Raw genomic sequence first — 20,715 nt, forward strand, 5'->3', positions numbered from 1 at the left:
ACTGCGTCACTAGATATAGTATGCCTTCACTTAATCACATCACAAAGCGATTTCTTTCATCTTCACAAAATCCTCATCTTTTGTGTAAGGAACGCAGAGTCTGCAATCCCCCGGAATACACACAGAAATATTCAACCAAAAAAGACTGCCATTCATTTAAATTCATTCAAAAACAACTGCATAGCCAATTAACTTTTACTTCAAACATTCACTATACAATCATAGATGACGAAGGGTGCGTTAAATTGTTCTTTTTAGCTGTAAGGTTTGAAGAGAGTTCCCCATGTCAATTGCCCATCGTATCTATATGCTGATCGCACTCATCGCTGTCACAGCAACATTGATTGCATCAACCGGGATCATCAAGATGTCCCAGGTTGGGGCAGAGCTGAAAGAGATTGCCCACGAAGACATTCCCATGACGCGGATTGTCACCAACATCACGCTTCACCAGCTTGAACAGGCCATCATTCTGGAACGCATTCTGCGTGCGGCCCAGCGCACGGAAGGCACTGACCCGATCAAGGATCAGGAAAAGTTCACCAAGCTGGCCCACCAGGTTGATGAGGAAATCGTACAGGGACTGGAAATGGTTGCCTCCGCCCGGGAGCACGCCATTTCGCAGGCGGCCCTGGAAGAATTCACAAAGGTTGAGGCAACTCTGGCAAAGATTCAGAAAGAGCATCTGCTCTATGAAGAACACGCCCTGGAAATTCTTGAAACCCTCAATATCCAGCCAACACTGGGCAGCGGAAACAACCCCATCGCGGCGCTTGAACACGAACAGGAAGTCCTCGACAAGGAACTGACTGCCTTGCTGGAAGAACTGGAACGCTTCACAGAAGCCTCCACCATCAAGGCCCTGCAGGACGAGGAAGCCGGGATTGTCCTCATGACAGTCATTGCCATCGCCGGAACAGCAATCGGGATCATCGCGGGTGTTTTCATTGGCCGCAGCCTGAGCAATCCGATCATGGACCTGTACCGGATCATGGTCGCCATGGCGGATGGCAAGCGGGACAACGAAATCCCCCACACCACCCGCAGGGATGAACTGGGGCAAATGGCCCAGTCCGTCGCCACCTTCCAGGACGGTCTGCGCAAGACAGAGGCACTGCAACAGGCCCAGCGTGAAGAGGAAATGGCTCGCAACAAACGCGTGCAGGAACGCGAGGAAGCCATCAACAGCTTCGCCGGGACTATTGATGACATCGTCAACTCTGTCGCTTCCGATGCCAGTGAGCTGAAAGGCGCAGCCCTGTCCATGAACTCTGTCGCCACACAGGCTGACAGCAAGAGCAACCAGGTCAGCCAGTCCTCCCAGCTCACAGCCGGGAATGTCCAGGCTGTTGCCTCTGCAACGGAAGAACTGACCGTTTCCATCAAGGAGATTGCCTCACAGGCAGAAGGGTCTCGCAATGCAGCACAGAATGCACGCGAGAAGGTCGCTCAAAGCTCGAAGGAAGTTGCGCAACTTGCCGAGGCCACACAGCACATTGATGAAGTGGTCGAACTGATCACGGAAATCGCCGAACGCACCAACCTTCTGGCTTTGAACGCCACCATTGAATCAGCCCGCGCCGGAGAAGCCGGAAAAGGCTTCGCTGTCGTGGCCCAGGAGGTCAAGGAACTGGCAACCCAGACCCAGCGGGCCACAGAGGACATCAACCGCCAGATCAATGCCGTTCAGCAGTCTGCCAATGCAGCCGTGGACAACATGGGCAACATTGGCTCCGCCCTGGACGCCTTTGCAGAGATCAGTTCCTCGATCGCCTCCGCCATCGAAGAACAGACTGTTGCCACGCAGGAAATTGCAAAGAACATTGAGCAGGCTGCCGATGGAACACAGGTTGTGACGGAAAGCATGGTCGAAATGTCCATGGCTGTTCGTGACACCAGCAGCGCGGCCGTTCAGGTCAACGCAACCGCAGAGGGACTGTCCTCCAAGTCCAGCAATCTGCGGGACCGGGTGGAAGATTTCTTCCGCTCTCTCCGGGCTGCCTAGGCCCGACGTTTTACAGCCTACAGCAAAGCACCCCAGAGCCTTGCTGCCTTGCCCCTGATGCACGAGCCCCCTTCAGCATCAGGGGCTTTTTTTGTCCCGGTTTTCAGGAACGCTCAAAGGCCAGTCGCAGGCCCAGCAAACCAAAGGTCACAGCAAAGCTGCGCCTGATCCAGCGTTGCACAAGCGGACGCTCCAGAACCAGCTTTCGCAGGGAGGACATGACAGCGGCATAGGCGACAAACACCACAAAGGTCATCACCATGAAAACAGCGGTGAGCAACAGCATATGCGGCAGGCTGCCCTCCTGCTGAACCGGCGTGAACTGGGGCAGGAAGGCCAGAAAGAACAGAGCCAGTTTCGGGTTCAGAATATTGAGAAGCAGGCCATCCCGCGCAATTTGCAGAACCCTGCCCTTTGCCCGTTTCTGTAGAAGCCCCACTCCCGGATCGGAAGGCAGAAGCTGTCCGCGATCCCTCCAGAGGCTCCAGGCCATATAGAGCAGATAGGCCACACCGCAGAACTTGATCACCTGAAAGGCCAGCGCACTGGTATAAAGCAGAGCAGACAGCCCCACCATTGATGCCAGTGCAGCCGGAAGAATACCCAGCGTACAGCCCAGCGCCGCGACAATGGCCATGCGAAAGCCATAGCCCAGCGCCACAGCCAGCGTATAGATCACCCCCGTTCCGGGAATGAGGACAACGATCAGGGAGGTTATCAGGAATTCTGCAGACATAAAAAAACGGGAGCTTCAACAGCTCCCGCCTTTCATTTTATTACTTCTCAAGCTTGGCCAGACGCTCTTCCAGAGCCTCAAGCTTCGTTTTGAGGTCTTCGCTTTCCTCTCGCGCGGCAACAGCAACAGCCTTCATGGCCTCGAACTCTTCGCGCGAAACGATATCCATCTGGTTCAGGATGCGCTCGAACTGTTCACGAACACGGGCCTCAACCTCGCTCCGCACACCAGAGGCCGCGCCCATTGCAGAGGAAGCGACACGCGCAAGATCGTCCAGAATACGGTTTTGGGTTTGCATGGCTTTATCCATTCAAGATCAACTTAAAAACAGGAAGAAAGCCGAAATCCTCAAAAGACTCCGGCTCTTTCCCATACTATGGAACTTCAGCACCGCGACTTCAAGCCCGCGATCAACAAAAGAGGTGCGTCAGATCCGCTTGGTTCTAGCGTGCCGGCGGTGTAAAGCGCAAGGACAGACAGGACATTCCGCCATCCAGTTTCGCAGCCTCACTGTTTCCAACCAGACGAACGTTGTAGCCCGCATCATGCAGCTTGTCAGCCGTACGCGGAAAGCCGTCCGGCATGATCACAAGATCATTGAAGCGAATGGCGTTGGCACAGGCCTCCTCTCCTTCGGCCGTGTGAATGACACGATAGCCCTCAAAACATCCGGACGCATCAAGGCGTCTGGTGGAAAGGATGGTTTCCTCATCCAGCAGAGAGCAATCCGTTTTGAAATGCAGCACACCTTCCGGTGTTTTCAGCTCCCGCACCCTGTAGCCCCAGCGCGCAACAAGCTGCTGCAGCTCCTCGACACCGGCAACATCCGTACGCGCGGACAGGCCGACAAGGACCTCCTTCTCCGTTACCAGAACATCACCACCCTCGATATGACCGGGGCCTTCGATGCGCAGAACCTCCTCGTAGAGCTCCACAAGCGTTTCGCCCATGATCCCAGCCTCGCCCAGTCGCGTTGGCGCACCCGGACGCATGATCACCGCACCTTCCTGAAAGCAAAGCGCAGAGTCCTCGACAAAGACAGCATCGGGATAATCTTCCAGAGCTTCCAGCGTCTGTACTGTTGCTCCGGTGCTTTCAAGCGCGGCAACGTAATCGGCATGATGCTGCAGGAAAAGCTGCAAATCCGGCGCCCCTGTATCAACAGCGCGGAGCCCTCCGACAACAGAATGTCCCGGCTTGCGGGTAATGGCATGGGTAAAGCGATAGGACTTCCGGCTCACCTGCATCTCCTCCTTTTGAAAATGCACCTGCCTCCTGCAGGGAACATTTTCCGGTTTTTCGAACAAACCGCACAGCGTGTTGATCCTTTTGCAAAGGACCGAAAGGCCCTAGTCTAGACATCTTTTCAGCAAGGAGGAAGCCATCATGACAGAGCAATCAGAAAAGCTGTCCGGGCATTGCGCCTGCGGAGCCGTCAGCTGGAAAGCCGGAACAACCATGAACTGGGCTGTTCTGTGCCATTGTGCGGATTGCCGGCGCGTGGCCTCGGCAGATTATGTCAGCTGGTTCGGCGTTAACAGAGAGGATCTGATCTGGGAAGGCCCCCGCAGGTTCTGGAACTCCTCGCCCGGTATCACCCGGTCCTTCTGCGGAGAATGCGGCACACCTCTGTCCTATGAAAACGATGCCAGAGCAGAAGAAACAGACCTCTATGCTGCAACCCTGGACAAGCCGCAGCTCTATCAGCCTGCTGCACACACCTTCTGGTCAGAGCGAACTGCATGGCTGGAGTTCAGTGACACCCTGCCCAAACACGCCAAAAGCCTGCCCTGAGATCCCAACAGTTCAAAAGCAAGAAGCCGGGCAATCCTCTGCCCGGCTTCTTCTGTTGCTCCTTGCAAGTGTGCATCAGGTTCCCGAACGGACCTTGTCGATAAAGGCGGAGACCTTGCCCTTCAGTTCGTCAGAGGATTTCTGCATCAGATCAGACGCTTCCAGCAGGCTCTGCGCTTCGCCTGTCAGTTCCTCCGCAGCGCTGGAAACAGCAGAAACGTTGGAGGAAACCTGCTGGGTTCCGTCAGCAGCACGCTGGACAGAATCAGAGATTTCACTGGTTGCAGCAGACTGCTCCTCAACCGCCGCCGCAATGGCACTGGCATATTCCGTAATGGAGTTGATGGTCTTTGTAATCCCTTCCATCGCAGAGACAGAGTTGTTGCTGCCGTCCTGAATGTCCGTGATCTGCACCTGAATGTCACCTGTCGCCTTGTCCGTCTGGGTGGCGAGGGATTTTACCTCGGTCGCCACGACAGCAAAGCCCTTCCCGGCCTCTCCTGCGCGGGCGGCCTCGATGGTTGCGTTCAGGGCCAGCAGGTTGGTCTGACCGGCAATATCCTGAATGAGGTTGACCACCGCACCAATGCGCTCGGCTGCATCTGCAAGCTGGGAGACGGTCGAGTGTGCCTCACCCACATTGGAATTGGCCTGATTGGCAATCGCAGTGGACTGGTCCACCTGCTGTCCGATTTCCCGAATGGCAGACGACAGCTGTACGGCAGCGGCCGCAACAGCCTGCACATTCTCCGTTGCCTCGTTCGCAGCCCGTGAAACAGCCGCAGCACGATCACTGGACTCACTTGCGCTTCTCTGGACATTGCCTGCAACCGAATAGGTTGTGCTGGCAGAGCTTGCCACCTGGTCGACAATCCCCAGAACCTCCTGCTCGAAGTCATCGGCCATCTGGCGCAGAGCCGTCTTGCGATCCTGCTCTGCACGCTGTGCAGCTGCCTCGTTTTCAGCCTGAAGCTCGTTCATGCGCTGCGTGTTGTCCTTGAAGACTTCCATCGCGCGGGACATCTCTGCAATCTCGTCCTCGAAATTGCTTTCAGGAACGGTGATATCCAGACGACCATCCGTCAGATCACTCATCGCAGAGGCCATCCCCAACAGGGGACGGGACACCCAGATACGAACCAGGAACAAGAGGACAATGGCAACCAGCACAACGGACACCAGTCCGGCAACCAGAGCCGTCTGGCGGTTGGCCGACAGATCGGCAAAGGCCGCATCACGATCAATAACAAACCCCAGAGACCAGTTGACAGAAGGCAGCCCCTCGACAGAGGCAAAAACCACGTCCTGATCCAGATCCTCATCAAAGAGTGTCGCAACGCTGCGGTTCAGATCAACGCTCTGATCCGGAAAGACCTCGTTCAGGTTTTTCATGGTGAAGTCCTGGTTGGGATGCACCAGAACAACACCCTGGCCATTCACCAGAAAAGCATAGCCCAGATCACCCAGATCGATGCTTTGAACCAGATCGATCAGTTCCTTGATCTCTAGGTCGACACCCGCAACACCGGCCAGACTACCGGACTGGTTGATCGGTGAGGCCAGCGTCACAATCAGCCCCCCCGAAAAGGCGTCGATATAGGGCTCTGTCAAAGCTGTCGATCCTGCCTTTTGCGCATCCTGATACCAGGGGCGCTTGCGCGGATCATAATCATCCGGGATCGGATCAGGCGGGTTCAGGGTATAATGCCCGTTGTTTTCTCCGTAGTAGGTATAGAGAAAGGCATCGACATAGGTCGGCAGCGTGATCGCTGCCCTGATTGTTTCCTCACTGCTGCTGTCGCGTTTGAGGCTGTCCGACATGGACTCTACCATTTTCACGCGGACATCCACCCAGTTTACAATCGCATCCGACGTCAGTCCCGCCACTCCGGCGAGTTCCGAACGAATGGATTTGCGCGTCTGCTCACTCTGTTGAATGTCGGAATAGGCAACAAAAACCCCGAAGACAGCGACGATCACCACAATCGACGCAACAAGGAGGCGATTTCCAACGCTGAACATTTCAGCCCCTTCCAGTCTCTCTTAAACAAACAATTATCTGCTGTTGCCTGCCGTTTAGAAGGGGACGTTCATGTCGCAGGTTCTGGTCGTTGATGTGCGTATTTTCCTTCCGTACGATCTTTTGGCTCTGCAATCCTGTGGCCTGTCGACTGGAAAGTTCTAACAGTCCTATAGAGCAAAGTTTAAAAAAGCGTTGATATGTGTACATTGTGCACCCTGCCTCACGAAAAGTTCATCTCCCTGCACAGGACCGGCACGCAGTAAACTTTTTACCTGCTCTTCTTTTCATGGTCACAAAATCCCACTATAGAAGAAGGACAGGACTGAACAGCGGGAGCAATCCGGCTGCTCGGCCCGACGGATTAAGGCATTTTGATCAAAGAGGTTTCCATGTTTCTGGTTACGGGTGGCGCAGGTTTTATCGGTTCCAATCTTGTTGCACGTCTGAGCGACAGGGGCGATGCAGTCGTTGTAAGCGACTGGCTGGAACAGGGTGACAAGTGGCGCAACCTTGCCAGACACCAGCTGGAAGACATGATTTCACCGGAACAGCTTCCGCGTTTTCTGGAAAACCGCGGCCATGAACTCAAGGCTGTTTTTCACATGGGCGCGATTTCAGCAACCACGGAAACCGACGGTGATGCCCTGATGGAAAACAACTTCCGCCTGAGCCGTGATCTCTGGAACTTCTGTGCCATTGCAGGCATTCCCCTGATCTATGCCTCCTCTGCTGCAACCTATGGAGACGGCGAACACGGTTTTGATGACAATCAGGACCCGGACTATCTCGCAAAGCTGGAACCTCTGAACGGCTATGGCTGGAGCAAGCATCTCTTTGACCGCTGGGCTGTTCGCCACGTCGAGGACAGAAAATCCTGCCCGCCCCAGTGGGCCGGCCTGAAGTTCTTCAACGTTTACGGCCCGAACGAATATCACAAGGGCGGCCAGGCTTCCGTTCCCCTGCATCTGTTCAGGCAGTTGCAGTCCGGCGAGGCGGCAAAACTCTTCCAGTCGCACAATCCGGACTACCCGGACGGGGGCCAGATGCGCGACTTTGTTCATGTTGACGACTGTGTCGATGTGATGCTCTGGCTCTATGACAACCCGAAGGTTTCAGGCCTGTTCAATATCGGCACCGGTCTGGCCCGCACCTTCCACGATCTGGCCCGTGCCGTTTTTGCAGGGCTCGAGCGCGATGAAAACATCCGGTTCGTCCCGACACCGGAAAACATTCGTGACAAGTACCAGTATTTTACAGAGGCCAGTATGATCAAGCTGCGCGTTGCCGGTTATGACAAGCCGTTCCGGGAGCTGGAAGACGGCGTTGCCGACTATGTACAGAACTTTCTGATGAAAGACATGGCACGCCGCTAGTACCCCCCCACCGGGTGTAACGCCGGGTGTAACGACAGACAAAACCGGAACAGGAGGACACGATCACCATGCCGGATTTCATCAATGCAGGTGCCCTGCTTTCCCCTGTTCTTGCGACGATCTCCTATCCGGAGATTGATCCCGTCGCGCTGGAACTGGGACCGCTGGTGATCCGCTGGTACTCCCTCGCCTATATTGCCGGTCTGCTCTTTGCCTGGTGGTATTGCAAACGTCTCTGTTTCCAGCCTCCGCGCCAGCTGCGCCCTGTGGCCATCGACGACTTCATGATGTGGGCAACAATCGGTGTCATTGCCGGCGGACGCATGGGGTACGTGTTGTTCTACAATCCATCCCATTTCCTCTCCAACCCGCTTGACATCTTTCTGGTCTGGCAGGGTGGCATGAGTTTCCATGGCGGTCTTCTGGGCGTCATCACAGCCATGTTCCTCTTTGCCCGCACCCACAAGGTCAGCTTCCTGACGGTCGGTGATATTGTCGCCTGCGCAACACCCGTCGGGCTTTTCTTCGGACGCATGGCAAACTTTATCAATGGCGAGCTTTACGGACGCGTCACAGATGCCTCTGTCGGAATGATTTTCCCGAACGGCGGCCCGGAGCCACGCCACCCGAGCCAGCTCTATGAAGGAGCCACCGAAGGTCTAGCCCTTTTTCTGCTGCTGTTTGTCGTCAGCAGAATGGGGGGACTGAAGCGTCGCGGACTGCTGTCCGGCCTGTTCCTGATCGGTTATGGTCTGGCCCGCTCCTCCATGGAACAGTTCCGTGAACCGGACGGCCTTGCCGATATGATCCTCTTTGAGATCACAACAGGTCAGTTGCTGTCCCTGCCCATGATCGCTGTCGGGACGGCCATAACCTTCTGGGCACTGCGTCAACCCGAACAGCCGACAGGCCCGGACTTCAAACCGGAAGATATCTCTGACAAGGCCCGCAGGGAAAAGGAACAGGGTCAAAAAAGCTAGGTTTTCGACCGTATTGAATTGAGTCCCGTCATGTCTTCAGATTCCCCGCAGTCTTCCACCACCCTGTTTGACCAGCTTGCAGCGCGCATCCGCCTGGAAGGAGCCATCACCGTCGCCGACTATATGAGCGAGGTTCTGACAGCCCCGCGCGGCAAGTCAGGGGCAGGCTACTACATGGAGGGCAATCCCTTTGGCGCACAGGGGGATTTCATCACAGCTCCCGAAATCAGCCAGATGTTCGGCGAAATGCTCGGCCTCTGGCTGGCTGATACCTGGGCCAACATGGGCGCCCCCGAAAAAGTCATCCTCGCAGAACCCGGTCCGGGTCGCGGAACCCTGATGGCGGATGCCCTGCGCGCAGCAAGGATGGTGCCCGATTTCATCAGGGCCATCGAAATCCATCTGGTCGAGGTCAGCCCGGCCCTGCGCGAAATTCAGTCCGAAGCCCTCAGCGGCTTTGACATCACCTGGCACAATGCGATCACAGAGCTGCCCGAAGGCAAGCCTTTGCTGCTGGTTGCAAACGAGTTCTTTGATGCGCTGCCCATACATCAGTTTGAAAAAAGCCCGCAAGGCTGGTGTGAACGTCTGATCACCCTCAACGAAAACGCGGATGAACTGGTTTTTGCACTGGGCAAGCCCTCTCCCCTGATCGAACGCGGTCTTCCGGACAGCCTTCGCAATTCTGCAGAAGGCACAGTGTTCGAACACTGTCCGGCCAGTGTCCTCCTGACCGGGGAAATAGCACGCCGAATCAAACAGGACGGCGGAGCAGCACTGATCATCGATTACGGACGGGATCGCTTTGAACCCACACCAACGCTGCAGGCAATCAGGGCACACCAATTCCATCCCGTCCTGGAGGCTCCCGGCACGGCCGACCTTTCCGCCCTTGTCGACTTTCCCGCCCTGATCGGGGCCGCGGAACAATCAGGCATTCTCGCACGGGGGCCTGTTGGTCAGGGCACATTCCTGAAAGGACTGGGGCTGGAACAAAGGGCAGAAATGCTCAGGGCCGGAGCCACCCCCGGACAACGCGAAAGCATTGATCAGGCTCTGGAACGCCTGACCAGTCCGGAGCAGATGGGCACTCTCTTCAAGGCCATCGCCCTGCACCATCCCGAACAGCCAAGTCCTGCAGGCTTTCCGGACAGACAATCCTCCTGAACAGAAGCACGCCAGATCTGCTTCGGAACTTTTGCAACAAAAAAACATTTTCTTCATATTTTCACGCCTACACTTACAAGCGTATGCTGGTTGCGGAGCACGCTTGTTTGAGAGAGAGGCAGGGAATGTTCAGTTCTTTCAAGAACATAAACCAGACATCTGTCTGTCATGCCGTCCTGTTCATGCTTCTGTTCGCATTGCTTGTGCTGGGCAGCGGTTCGCTGACGCGTGCCCATGAAGCGCCTGAAGGTGGCGGTGAACATGGCAGCCACACTCTCTGGTTCTTTGGTCAGGCTTCCGCAAAGGACAAACGCTATTCCTATGCCTTCGAGCTTTTGCAAAAAGTTCTCGAACATCCTTCTGTCAGCTCTCATGACTACCAGGTCATGCATTCCCCCTTCCCGGTGACACGAAGCCGGGCGCTCAAACTGCTGGAACAGGGCAGGGAACTGGGTGTTGCCGCCGAAGCCCCCAAACCGGACTGGACAGAGAAACTGATCACGGTCCGCATTCCCTTGCGCAAGGGCATACAGGGCTATCGCCTGTTTCTGATCCGGCGCGACTTTCAGGATCAACTCAATGAAGCCCGGACACTTGCAGACCTGCGAAACTTCACAACAGGTTCGGGAGCCGAATGGTCCACCCGCCGTGTGATGGAAGAAGCCGGTTTCAAGGTCGAGGTCAGCCAGGACTACCAGAACCTGTTTGAAATGCTGCGTCTTGGTCGTTTCGACACCTTCGGACGCGGCGTGAACGAAATTTATGACGAACTCGAACTCCACCAGTGGCCCTCGCAAAATCTGGCAATTGATGAAAAGTTCGCGCTTTTCATCCCCCTGCCGACCTACTTCTATGTCGCACCGGACCACCCCGAGCTGGCAGAGATCATCCAGACAGGTCTGGAAGCCATGATTGCAGACGGCTCCTTTGACCTCTTCTTCTGGGAGCACCACCGGGCACTGATCGAGAAATCCAATCTGGTCAACCGCACAATCTTCAGATTGCCCAACCCGAATCTCAGCAGTGCCGATCCGGTCGACGAAGCCCGTTACTGGTTCAACCCGCTGGCAGAAGCCAACTGATCCTGTGATCTTTTTGAAAAGAAACCTCCACCTGATTGCCAAGCCATGAGGGCTTGATTAAGGTCAGGGGAAGAACAACGACATCGCACACAGGACATTCCCATGCTGAATACACCAAACCTGTCTGACCTGCCGGGCATCCGCCACGGCTTTCTGACCCGCCGCGACGGCGTCAGCACGGGGCTCTACAGTTCTCTCAATGCCGGGTTTGGTGCAGATGAACCGCGCGATAATGTTCTGGAGAACCGCAGACGTGCCCTGCAACGCATTGGTGCGGACCAGGCCCGTCTGGTCACAGGCTATCAAATCCATTCAGCCGATGTTCATGTCGTCACAGATCCCTGGGAAGGCCCGGAGGATGCTCCCAGGGTTGACGCCCTGGTCACAGACCGGCCGAACATCGCCCTGGGTGTTCTGACTGCAGACTGCGGACCAATCCTGTTCGCCGATCCGGAAGCCGGTGTCATCGGGACGGCTCACGCTGGCTGGCAGGGGGCCTTCAAGGGAGTGGGCGAAGCCACCATTGAGGCCATGGAAAAGCTGGGGGCACAGCGCGGGCGCATCCGTGCGGCCATTGGCCCCTGTATTGCCCAGCGTTCCTACGAAGTCGGGCCGGAGTTCGCCATGCGCTTTCTGGAAGACAACGATGACAACTCCGACTATTTCGTCCTCTCCCCGCGCGAGGGCGGCCGCATGCTCTTTGATCTTCGCGGCTACATTCGCGATCGCCTCAAGGCAGCGGGACTGACCTCCATCAACGTCTCGAGAAACGACACCTATCAGGAGGAGGAACTCTTTTTCTCCTACCGTCGCTCCTGCCACAGAAACGAAGCGGATTACGGCCGCGGCGTTTCCATCATCTGTCTAGTTGAAGGGGAGTAAATCCCCTTCTCTCATGTTGCAGGGCCCATACATTTGCCCTGACCATAGTTGTTGGTCACATCCGTCTCGTTCAAAGCGTCATTGTGATCGGCAGCGATCAGGAAATTGACTGATGCGTGGTACTGGTTCGGCCCCCAGGCAGCCAGGGGGATCTGGCTGGTAATCAGCCTTTTGGCATTGGGAGCAATCGCCGGGACAGGCACTGTTCCATAATTGGTTCCTCCAAAATTGACCTGTGCCACTGTCGGACCGGCCAGGGCATTGCCCTTGTTCACAACGTAGAACTTCACGGCCATGTTGCCGCCATTCCACGGGCCACAATAACCGGAGTTTGGCAATCCACCGGTTCCGTTCCGCCATGGCTCGATCACCAGATCAGGCTGTCCGGGCGTGCCGACACCGTTCAGAATGGCAGGACCGGCTGCTCTTCCGGCCTGTGTTCCCTGCAAACGCCGGGCAGGAGCGACAGGCCTGACGTGCTGGGCCTGCACAGCACGAACAGCGGGCTGTGTGACGGGCACCATCTGAATTGCGGTTGCACGCTGCGGAAGCTGTTGACGGGCTGCCTCCTGTGCAAAGGCAACAGAGCCGGTGGTAACAATCAAACTTGCAACGACTGAAACAAATGCGGTTTTCATTGGTCTGTCCTTTCAAGATTTCTTCGTTCTGTCTGTCAGTCGCATCACGAAGAAAAAAGGTTCAAAAAAAGATCCGCAACACATCACCGGATCTTTTTCCAATTGCAAAAAGCCCGGACCAGCCTTCAGACACACAAGAGAAGCCACCCTTGAAGCCATGACAAAACCGGAAGCGTGACGCGGGCACACCACTGTGGCTACTGGACCCCCTGTCCTGCTCAGCGCCTGTATGTCCGAAGGCCGGACCGAAGTTCACCACACGCTTTTTGGAAGACTGCAATGGCAACTCCGAAGGCTTCATCCTGGCCGGAGAACAAACAAAGGCTCCCTTTCTTCAAGGGAGCCTTTGCCTGCAAGCATTGCAAAAAACCGTTTCGGGCTTTGTCCTTCTGCCAGCTTACGGCGTAGGTGGAGCCTTGTACTGATAGTCACAGACATACTGAATCTGGAAAGAAACAGCGCCCCCTTCAGGGTTCCCCATTTGCTTCACAACAGCCTTGGGCTTTACAAAAGACACATAACCATCTGCCGGCTGTTTCTGCCTGGGACAAACCAGCGTTGCTGTCTTGCAGCCGTACCAGTCGGTCCAGCCTTTCAGGCTACCCGGCTTTTTGACATGGCCGGCTTTTTGAAACCCGCCTGCACACTGTGGCTGGAAGAGATAAGCCGCCGTCAGGGGCGCCGAGGCTGGCGAAGCTGTTCTTCCCTGTTTCAGCTGCAGCTGTGGCGCTGCCTGCTTGAGTTGCAACTGAGGCGTCGTCTGGTTGACAGTCCGCGCCTGGAGCTCTGCTGTCAGACCGCCCGCCAGAAGCATTGCAACAGCAGCAGTTGTTGCGACACCTGACACAGTGTTTCGGATGATTGTGCGAGAAAGCATTGTCATGAACCTTCAAAATTTCTGATACCGCTTTGTCGCGCCCCCCGACGAAAGGTTCACAAATAAAACAGCTCACCTGTCAGAGCCCGGGAAACAGGCCTCTCTCTGCCACAACGACCACGCAAGCCGGATTGAACAGCAATCTGCTTTGCAGCGTTCCCGTTTTGTGTCAGGAAAAGCCTGAACACGGTTCCGGTGACTTTTGCTATGATGGGAGTCGCACCCCCCAAAGCGGGGGAAATCAACCGTTCCTGACAACGACAACAAGCGGGAATTTGCCGATGCCGCACCTCTGGATGTTCTTCCTCTTCTGCATACTGGGGCTCTTCGCCGGATGCTGGCTGATGTAAAAGGCTTTATGGAACAAGGCCCTACAAAGACACATACCGCCTATGCGACAAAAAGAGTCGTTCGGTAGTTTACAGCTGCATTCGCTATTGATAAGTTCCGCCCATCCACAATGGGATAACCCAGACCAACAGAGCGCAAGCACATCCGGCTGTCCCTCTTCAATCGGCCAGGATCTGCAAAAGGCAGAAGGTGCGGGCATCTGATGGTCCCTGAAAACGGGGAAAAAACCGTGAAGATCCTGACTGGCAACAGTAACCGTCCTCTTGCAGAGGCTATTTCCGCCTATTTGAACCTTCCACTGACCAAGGCCAGCATTCGCCGCTTTTCAGACATGGAAGTGTTCGTAGAAATCCACGAAAACGTTCGCGGTGAGGATGTATTCCTGATCCAGCCGACGTCTTTCCCGACAAATGACAACCTGATGGAACTGCTCGTCACCATCGACGCACTGAAGCGCGGCTCTGCCCGCCGCATCACTGCTGTTGTCCCCTACTACGGTTACGCCCGTCAGGACCGCAAGTCCGGCCCCCGTACACCGATTTCCGCCAAGCTGGTTGCGAACCTGATCACCACAGCCGGTGCTGACCGCGTTCTGACCATTGATCTGCACGCCAACCAGATCCAGGGCTTCTTTGACATCCCGACAGACAACCTGATCGCGGCCCCTGTCTTTGCCAAGGACATCAAGGAGCGTTACGGCAGCAATCCGCTGACCATCGTTTCCCCGGATGTCGGCGGCGTTGTTCGTGCCCGCTCCATCGCCAAGCGCCTGGACGCCGATCTGGCAATCATCGACAAGCGCCGCGAGCGTGCCGGTGTGTCCGAAGTCATGAACATCATCGGCTCCATCGAAGGCCAGAACTGTATCCTGATCGATGATATCGTTGATTCAGCCGGTACCCTTTGCAACGCTGCTGTTGCCCTGAAAGAAGCCGGTGCCGCTTCTGTTTCGGCCTACATCACACATGGTGTTCTCTCCGGCGGCGCTGTTGCCCGCGTAACCGCTTCTCCTCTGGAAGAGCTGGTGACAACAGATTCCATCCAGGCCACCGAAGCCGTTCGCGTTGCCCACAACATGCGCCAGATCTCCATCGCCCCTCTGCTGGGCGAGGCCATCACCCGCATTGCCGAGGAACAGTCTGTCTCCTACCTCTTTGACTGATCCTGATTTCAGCATCAAAAAAGCCCCGCAGCCATCCCAGGCGCGGGGCTTTTTGCTTCCGTCATCGTTTCCCCTGTTGCTCCGGGATTTCCGTGACCCTGACAACCGATGAGCAATCTCCGCCTTTCCTCGCTGCACAAACAAGGCCGCATACCCCAAAGAAACGGGATTGCGAAGGGCTTACAGGCAATCTTGGAAGCCCCTCACGAAAAAGACAGGGCGTCAGGCAAAGCTGACAGGCGCAAGGGCTCCACAGGATTTGCGGACAATTACGGTCGAAAATTCCGGAGTGGCGGAATAGATCACCAGATAGCGCCCCACCACGTAGGCATCACAATGAATGGCCCAGGGCGCCATGTGAACGCCGAACCCGAAAGGAATGCGAAAGGCGGAAACGCGTCTGATCCCCTTCTCATCCTGTTTGCCAAGGATCAGATATCCCCCGGCATCGCGATCAAGCGGCATGTGGAAATGAGGGCGGTCATGCACCTCCAGATAGGCTCCGCCTCCACGCTGCGCATCCAGCAGATAGTTGGCCGGATAATCCTTGCCGACAGATGTCAGGGTAACGGGCAGGTTGCCACTGGTTCTGAAACGGGTCACATCCCCGACTGCCATCAACTGACTGTCATACCAGGCCAGATGTTCAGCGGTACAGTCTGCAACAGGGATGATCAGTTCCTCCTGCCCCTGACAGAGGAGATAACGGCCGTTCCCGCCCAGGATATTGGCATCGTCAATTGTCAGATCAACGGTCTGGTCCCAGGTTCCGTCCAGAACCACATGCGGCGGCTCAACAGGTTTCGGCAGGGCCTCCGGCGTGGCTTCAGGTGCCTCCACAAAGCCCTCGGCAGTCAGACGATAGCTCCGGTCAGCCCTGACATGGCCGAGGAAATTCTCTGTGCGCATATAGGCATCCGGCGTTGTCCCCTGCCGGTTGACCAGAAGGCGCGGCAGAGCCTCCAGAATGTCATGTGGCAGACAGCGCGTCATGGCCAGAGCATCAAAGCAGGGTGATCCGGACCTGGTCTTTACGGTCTCTTTGAAGGATGGCGTCGTTGCAAGATGAGCCGAAGCTTCCGACACGACAGCGCTCTCGTGGAATGTTTGTTCCGAAAGCGTCAGGGCGGCCATGACTTTCCTCCTTTCAGGAAGGGGCCTGGGTTGGAGGGACCCTGTGATGAGGGTTCTTCATTCCAGTGCTGTTTGCTGATTTTTTGATTTCCCTGATCATGGCACGAACAAAACATTAGAAAAATATAAAGCTTCTAATAAAAAAATAAGCTATAACTAATTCGTTCTTTATAAATGCTGGAAAAACAATGCGCTCCCTGCCTTCAGAAAAATCCTTTCAGCTCCTCGATTGCTGCGCCCGGCTGGAAAGTTTCACGGCAGCGGCTGACGAGCTGGGCATCACTCAGTCTGCTGTCAGCCAGCAGGTTCGCGCTCTGGAAGAAAGCATGGAGGTCAGGTTCTTTGACAGGATTGGGCGCCGTGTTGTTCTGTCCGAAGCGGGACGCAGGGTTCTCAAGGCCGCCAGTGAAGGCTTCGGGCAGATCAGACAGGCCATTCTGGATGAAACCGAAAGCCACCGCGCCAACAGCCTGTCCATCGCCGTGCTTCCCGGTTTTTTCGTGCGCTGGCTCCTTCCCCGCCTGATCCAGTTTCGCGCCCGTCATCCGGAAATCAAGCTGGAGATTAAAACCGTTTCGGAAACCTCTGACTTTCGTAAGCTCCAGACCCATGCAGCCATTCAGTACGGTGTGTTTCCCGATCAGAACCCGCTTTTCAGGGAAGCCTTTACACCCGTCGCCTCTCCGGCCTTTGCCGCAGAACACGGCCTTGCCCTGTCCTCCTCTGCTAAGGAGGCCTCTGATCGCGAGGTGATGCAACGCATTCTGAAGCTTCCCCTGCTGGGTGAAAGCATGGACAGTCTGGTGGGAACCGGCAAGGCCAGCGCCCCCGACCTCTGGCACCACTGGGCCAGAGCCTATGATCTCCCGCTGGGACAGGCGGACATCCAGCACTTTTCCCAGTCCAATATCACATTACAGCTCGCGGAGCTGGGTCAGGGAATCGCCCTGGGGCGCTGTTCCCTGATTCAGGATGCCTTTCGCAAAGGGGAGCTGGTGCCCCTGATCAAACAGAAGCAACCAAGCCCCTACAGCTACTATCTGACTCGCAATCCCCATATGAAAGTTCCCCCCTTCTTCGAGACCTTTAGCCTGTGGCTCGAAGAGGCCGTTCAGGAGATTTCCGGTTCAAACTAAACCGTGCCAGAAGAGTGTAGCCCCCCTTGCCCGTCAGGCCTCACATCCTGACGATTTCTGAAAATCGCAATGCCGAATGCCGCAAAGACAATCGCCACAATCGGGTTCATCCAGTTCAGCAGAGCCCAGGGCAGGTAGTCGAGGACATCCACCCCCAGCGTGGCTGCAAAGAAAGCACCACCGGTCGTCCAGGGGATCAGCGGTGTTGTCAGCGTTGCCCCCTCTTCCAGCGAGCGGGACAGCACAGAACGGTCCAGCCCTTCGGCATCATAGGCCGGTGCAAAGAGGTTCCCGCCCAGAATGATCGACATGTAGGCTTCACCCATTGTCATGTTGCCCACCAGACAGGCCAGAATGGTCGAGCCCACCAGCACAAAGGCAGAGCGCGCCCGCTGGAACAGGCCGCTGACCAGAACCTCCAGGAAACCATAGCTCTGCAGGATACCACCCATCGCCAGAGCCAGAATGGCCAGCGAGAGCGTCCACATCATGGAAGAAATGCCGCCGCGGCCCAGCAGGTTATCCAGTAATTCAATCCCTGTGTTTCCTGTACCGCCGGAAAAGAGCGCCGAGAGAACCGCCGCAAAGTCGGCCCCCTGATAGAAGACAGCCAGCAGAACCGCCGCAATGGCAGAGGCCATCATTGTAGGCTCGGGGGCCACGCGCATCATGCTCAGACCAATCAGCACCAGAAAGGGCAACAGGGCAATCAGCGAGATGGAATAGCCTGTTTCCAGCCCTGCCTTCAAGGCTGCCAGCTGCACAGAGGGCATGGCATTGTCGCTGTATCCCATTGACACAAAGGCAAAGATCACCAGAGCGAGAAGAAAAGTCGGACCCGTTGTATAGGACATGGAACGGATATGGGCATAGAGACCGGTTCCGGAGGACATCGCTGCCAGATTGGTCGTATCGGAAACAGGAGACATCTTGTCACCGAAACAGGCGCCTGAAACCACCACGCCAGCCACGATCCCGAGCGGAATGTTCATCACGGACCCCAGAGCGATCAGCACAAGACCGGCCGTCCCCACAGTGCCCCAGCTTGTTCCGGTCGCAATCGACATGAAGGCACAAAGCACCAGCCCAGCTGGCAGGAACCAGGCGGGTTCAAGAATCTCCAGCCCGTAATAGATCAGGGTCTGGACGGTCCCGGCCTGAATGAAAGCCGCGATCAGAACACCAATAAGAATAAAGATATAAAGCGCATTGAACGCCCGGGCGATCCCGGAATTCATCGCATTGCGAATGGACTCAAAATCCCCCCGGGTCATCAGCCAGGCCGATCCGCTGGCAATCAGCAGACAGATCAGCAACAGCGCATGCAGGCTTGTCTCCAGAACAAAAAGCCCGATGCCGATAACCGTAACAATCGCCAGAAAGGTCAGCAACGCTTGCAGAAAGGATGGTTTTACAGACGCACTCTGATCCGGATAATTTCCGTAATTCGGGCTCATGTCTTGCCCCCCTGTTTGTGTGAAAGATCAAACCGCAATCATTGGCACCCCACAGTAAAAACAGCCTATCACCATTACGAAACAGAGCAAAAAGATTATTTAAATTCAGATACTTGAATACAATCATATTACCCAAACATACCCTTTTCCAGATCTGGGATCCTCCTCCCCAAAATCCGGAAAGCCGCTCGGGGCTCCCGGCAGGTCCCTTCGGGAAACCCATATTTTTTGTCAGGAAACGACTCTTTTGTTTGACCTGCAGGACCCCCGCGGTTACAACACCTCCGTTCAAAGATCGGAAGACACCCTTGGAGGTCTTTCAGTCGCGCGGTGAAGAGGGCTTCGCCGCGTTTGTTTATTCGGAGATACAAAGATGAGCGATATCATCAAAATCACCGCGACAAAGCGTGAACGGGCCGGCAAGGGGGCCGCTCGTGCAGCACGTCGTGAAGGTTTGGTTCCTTCTGTAATCTATGGCGCGAAAAAAGAGCCTGCAATGATCAACATCGACCCTCGTGCCATCACGAAGGAGTACTGGGCTGGTCATTTCGGTACCCGTATCTGGGAAATCGACGTTGAAGGCAAAAAAGAGCGCGTTCTGCCACGTGACCTGCAGAAGCACCCGATCACAGACTTCATCGAGCACGTAGACTTTCTGCGCGTTTCTGCGAAGACTGTTGTAAGCGTCAACGTTCCTGTGTCCTTCACAAACGAAGAAGAATGCCCTGGCCTGAAAAAAGGCGGCGTTCTGAACGTTGTTCGTTACGAGATCGAAGTTGCCTGCCGTGCAGACAACATTCCTGAGTCTATCGAAGTTGACATGGCCGGTTTCGAACTGGGTGAATCTGTTCACATCTCCCACGTCAAACTGCCTGAAGGCGCGAAGCCGACCATCGACGATCGTGACTTCACAATCGCAACAATCGCTGTTCCGTCTTCTGTCAAATCTGCAATGCAGGAAGAAGCAGCTGGCGAGGAAGAAGCGACTGAAGAAGCTGCTTCCGAGTAATCGGGCCGCTTTTTTCACAAGGGAACAATCGTACAGACGGGCCACAGCTTGTGGTGACCCGGTCCAGTTGGGAGATCAGACATGCTGCTCTTCGTTGGTCTTGGAAACCCCGGCCCGAAATACGAGAAAAATCGACACAACATCGGTTTTATGGCGGTGGACGAGCTTGTCCGCCGCCTTTCCTTTTCCCCCTGGAAGGTCCGTTTTTCCGGCCGGACATCAGAGGGACGGATCGGATCACAGAAGATTCTGATCCTCAAGCCGGAAACCTACATGAACGAGTCTGGCCGTTCCGTTCGCGAGGCTGCGGGTTTCTACAAAATCCCTCTCGAAGATATCTTTGTTTTCCACGATGATCTCGACCTCGCACCCGGCAAGCTGCGTGTCAAGCAGGGTGGCGGTCACGGCGGTCACAATGGCCTGCGTTCCATTGACGCCCATCTGGGCAAGGATTACTGGCGCGTGCGTCAGGGGATCGGTCATCCCGGCGACAAGTCCCGGGTCCACAACTATGTTCTGGGCGACTTTGCCAAGGCCGAAAACAAGTGGCTGGAAGCTGAACTCGACGCCATCACCCGTCACATTGGGCTGCTTGCCGACCACAACAGCTCCGCCTTTGGCTCAAAGGTCGCACAGGATCTGGCTGCCGTCACGGGTGGCAACAAGCCCAAAGCCGCAGAAAACACCGGGAAGCAGCAGGACAGGCCTGCACAGCAACAGTCTGCCTCAGCTTCGGCCCCGGGACTGACAGCCAAGGCGAAGAAATCCGGGCAATCATCACCGGAGACAGAGCCCACCCGTTCAACAGACAACCGCTCCGGTCTGGATGCGTTGAAAGATCTGTTCAAGCGCTAGAAAAAAGGCCCGCTTCCGGGAAACGGGCCTTTTTTCTACAACGTTCTGATGCTC

Annotated in this window: 19 protein-coding genes; 11 read left to right on the forward strand and 8 right to left on the reverse strand. The window is 55.8% G+C overall.

The window, feature by feature from the left end:
• The first annotated feature begins 283 nt into the window (after positions 1–283).
• Positions 284–2,005, forward strand: a complete 1,722-nt coding sequence (locus tag AAAH10_RS07050) for a methyl-accepting chemotaxis protein (protein WP_343561981.1) — start codon at positions 284–286, stop codon at positions 2,003–2,005.
• 103 nt (positions 2,006–2,108) lie between these two features.
• Here the strand turns inward: AAAH10_RS07050 and AAAH10_RS07055 are convergent, their stop codons facing one another.
• The 3 genes from AAAH10_RS07055 to AAAH10_RS07065 all read right to left on the reverse strand — a co-directional run bounded on the left by AAAH10_RS07055 (position 2,109) and on the right by AAAH10_RS07065 (position 3,988).
• Entirely contained in the window at positions 2,109–2,741 is a 633-nt protein-coding gene (locus AAAH10_RS07055; protein WP_343561983.1) for a LysE family translocator, read from the reverse strand.
• A gap of 40 nt (positions 2,742–2,781) precedes the next feature.
• Positions 2,782–3,039: an accessory factor UbiK family protein gene (locus AAAH10_RS07060; protein ID WP_343561985.1), complete on the reverse strand. Its 258-nt coding sequence runs from the start codon at positions 3,037–3,039 to the stop codon at positions 2,782–2,784.
• A gap of 145 nt (positions 3,040–3,184) precedes the next feature.
• On the reverse strand, positions 3,185–3,988 hold the full coding sequence (locus tag AAAH10_RS07065; protein WP_343562478.1) for a dimethylarginine dimethylaminohydrolase family protein: 804 nt from the start codon (positions 3,986–3,988) through the stop codon (positions 3,185–3,187).
• 139 nt (positions 3,989–4,127) lie between these two features.
• On the opposite strand from AAAH10_RS07065, the gene AAAH10_RS07070 reads away from it, so the two are divergent.
• Positions 4,128–4,535, forward strand: coding sequence for a GFA family protein (locus AAAH10_RS07070; RefSeq protein WP_343561987.1), 408 nt, complete (start codon positions 4,128–4,130; stop codon positions 4,533–4,535).
• 75 nt (positions 4,536–4,610) lie between these two features.
• Here the strand turns inward: AAAH10_RS07070 and AAAH10_RS07075 are convergent, their stop codons facing one another.
• Positions 4,611–6,557: a methyl-accepting chemotaxis protein gene (locus tag AAAH10_RS07075; RefSeq protein ID WP_343561989.1), complete on the reverse strand. Its 1,947-nt coding sequence runs from the start codon at positions 6,555–6,557 to the stop codon at positions 4,611–4,613.
• Between the two features lie 390 nt (positions 6,558–6,947).
• On the opposite strand from AAAH10_RS07075, the gene rfaD reads away from it, so the two are divergent.
• The 5 genes from rfaD to pgeF all read left to right on the forward strand — a co-directional run bounded on the left by rfaD (position 6,948) and on the right by pgeF (position 12,042).
• On the forward strand, positions 6,948–7,931 hold the full coding sequence (rfaD, locus tag AAAH10_RS07080) for an ADP-glyceromanno-heptose 6-epimerase (RefSeq protein WP_343561991.1): 984 nt from the start codon (positions 6,948–6,950) through the stop codon (positions 7,929–7,931).
• A gap of 68 nt (positions 7,932–7,999) precedes the next feature.
• A complete protein-coding gene (lgt, locus tag AAAH10_RS07085; protein WP_343561993.1) occupies positions 8,000–8,911 on the forward strand; it encodes a prolipoprotein diacylglyceryl transferase in 912 nt (303 codons plus the stop codon).
• 30 nt (positions 8,912–8,941) lie between these two features.
• Positions 8,942–10,078 carry a class I SAM-dependent methyltransferase gene (locus AAAH10_RS07090; protein WP_343561995.1) on the forward strand — a complete coding sequence of 379 codons (1,137 nt, stop codon included), beginning with the start codon at positions 8,942–8,944 and terminating at the stop codon, positions 10,076–10,078.
• Positions 10,079–10,203: 125 nt separating this feature from the next.
• Complete coding sequence (locus tag AAAH10_RS07095) at positions 10,204–11,160, forward strand: transporter substrate-binding domain-containing protein (RefSeq protein ID WP_343561997.1); 957 nt, start codon at positions 10,204–10,206, stop codon at positions 11,158–11,160.
• Between the two features lie 102 nt (positions 11,161–11,262).
• On the forward strand, positions 11,263–12,042 hold the full coding sequence (pgeF, locus tag AAAH10_RS07100; protein WP_343561999.1) for a peptidoglycan editing factor PgeF: 780 nt from the start codon (positions 11,263–11,265) through the stop codon (positions 12,040–12,042).
• Between the two features lie 11 nt (positions 12,043–12,053).
• On the opposite strand, the gene AAAH10_RS07105 is transcribed toward pgeF, so the two are convergent.
• Both AAAH10_RS07105 and AAAH10_RS07110 read right to left on the reverse strand, forming a co-directional pair.
• Complete coding sequence (locus AAAH10_RS07105; RefSeq protein WP_343562000.1) at positions 12,054–12,680, reverse strand: CARDB domain-containing protein; 627 nt, start codon at positions 12,678–12,680, stop codon at positions 12,054–12,056.
• Positions 12,681–13,077: 397 nt separating this feature from the next.
• Entirely contained in the window at positions 13,078–13,557 is a 480-nt protein-coding gene (locus AAAH10_RS07110; RefSeq protein WP_343562002.1) for a hypothetical protein, read from the reverse strand.
• A gap of 580 nt (positions 13,558–14,137) precedes the next feature.
• Here AAAH10_RS07110 and AAAH10_RS07115 point away from each other — a divergent pair.
• Positions 14,138–15,070: a ribose-phosphate pyrophosphokinase gene (locus AAAH10_RS07115; protein WP_343562003.1), complete on the forward strand. Its 933-nt coding sequence runs from the start codon at positions 14,138–14,140 to the stop codon at positions 15,068–15,070.
• A 222-nt stretch (positions 15,071–15,292) separates the two neighbouring features.
• Here AAAH10_RS07115 and AAAH10_RS07120 read toward each other — a convergent pair whose 3' ends face one another.
• Positions 15,293–16,204 carry a hypothetical protein gene (locus tag AAAH10_RS07120; protein WP_343562005.1) on the reverse strand — a complete coding sequence of 304 codons (912 nt, stop codon included), beginning with the start codon at positions 16,202–16,204 and terminating at the stop codon, positions 15,293–15,295.
• A gap of 188 nt (positions 16,205–16,392) precedes the next feature.
• On the opposite strand from AAAH10_RS07120, the gene AAAH10_RS07125 reads away from it, so the two are divergent.
• The gene (locus tag AAAH10_RS07125) at positions 16,393–17,340 is read left to right on the forward strand and encodes a LysR family transcriptional regulator (RefSeq protein WP_343562006.1); all 948 of its coding nucleotides are present in this window, start codon (positions 16,393–16,395) and stop codon (positions 17,338–17,340) included.
• On the opposite strand, the gene nhaC is transcribed toward AAAH10_RS07125, so the two are convergent.
• On the reverse strand, positions 17,337–18,797 hold the full coding sequence (nhaC, locus tag AAAH10_RS07130; RefSeq protein WP_343562008.1) for a Na+/H+ antiporter NhaC: 1,461 nt from the start codon (positions 18,795–18,797) through the stop codon (positions 17,337–17,339). The two genes, AAAH10_RS07125 and nhaC, sit on opposite strands and share 4 nt — an antisense overlap.
• Positions 18,798–19,170: 373 nt before the next feature.
• Between nhaC and AAAH10_RS07135 the strand changes: the two genes are divergently transcribed.
• On the forward strand, positions 19,171–19,806 hold the full coding sequence (locus tag AAAH10_RS07135) for a 50S ribosomal protein L25/general stress protein Ctc (RefSeq protein WP_343562010.1): 636 nt from the start codon (positions 19,171–19,173) through the stop codon (positions 19,804–19,806).
• An 81-nt stretch (positions 19,807–19,887) separates the two neighbouring features.
• A complete protein-coding gene (pth, locus tag AAAH10_RS07140) occupies positions 19,888–20,661 on the forward strand; it encodes an aminoacyl-tRNA hydrolase (RefSeq protein ID WP_343562012.1) in 774 nt (257 codons plus the stop codon).
• Positions 20,662–20,715 lie beyond the last annotated feature (54 nt).

Origin of the sequence: Carbonatibacter coralli (genome assembly GCF_039592655.1) — a bacterium.
GTDB classification, from domain to species: domain Bacteria; phylum Pseudomonadota; class Alphaproteobacteria; order Kiloniellales; family Kiloniellaceae; genus Carbonatibacter; species Carbonatibacter coralli.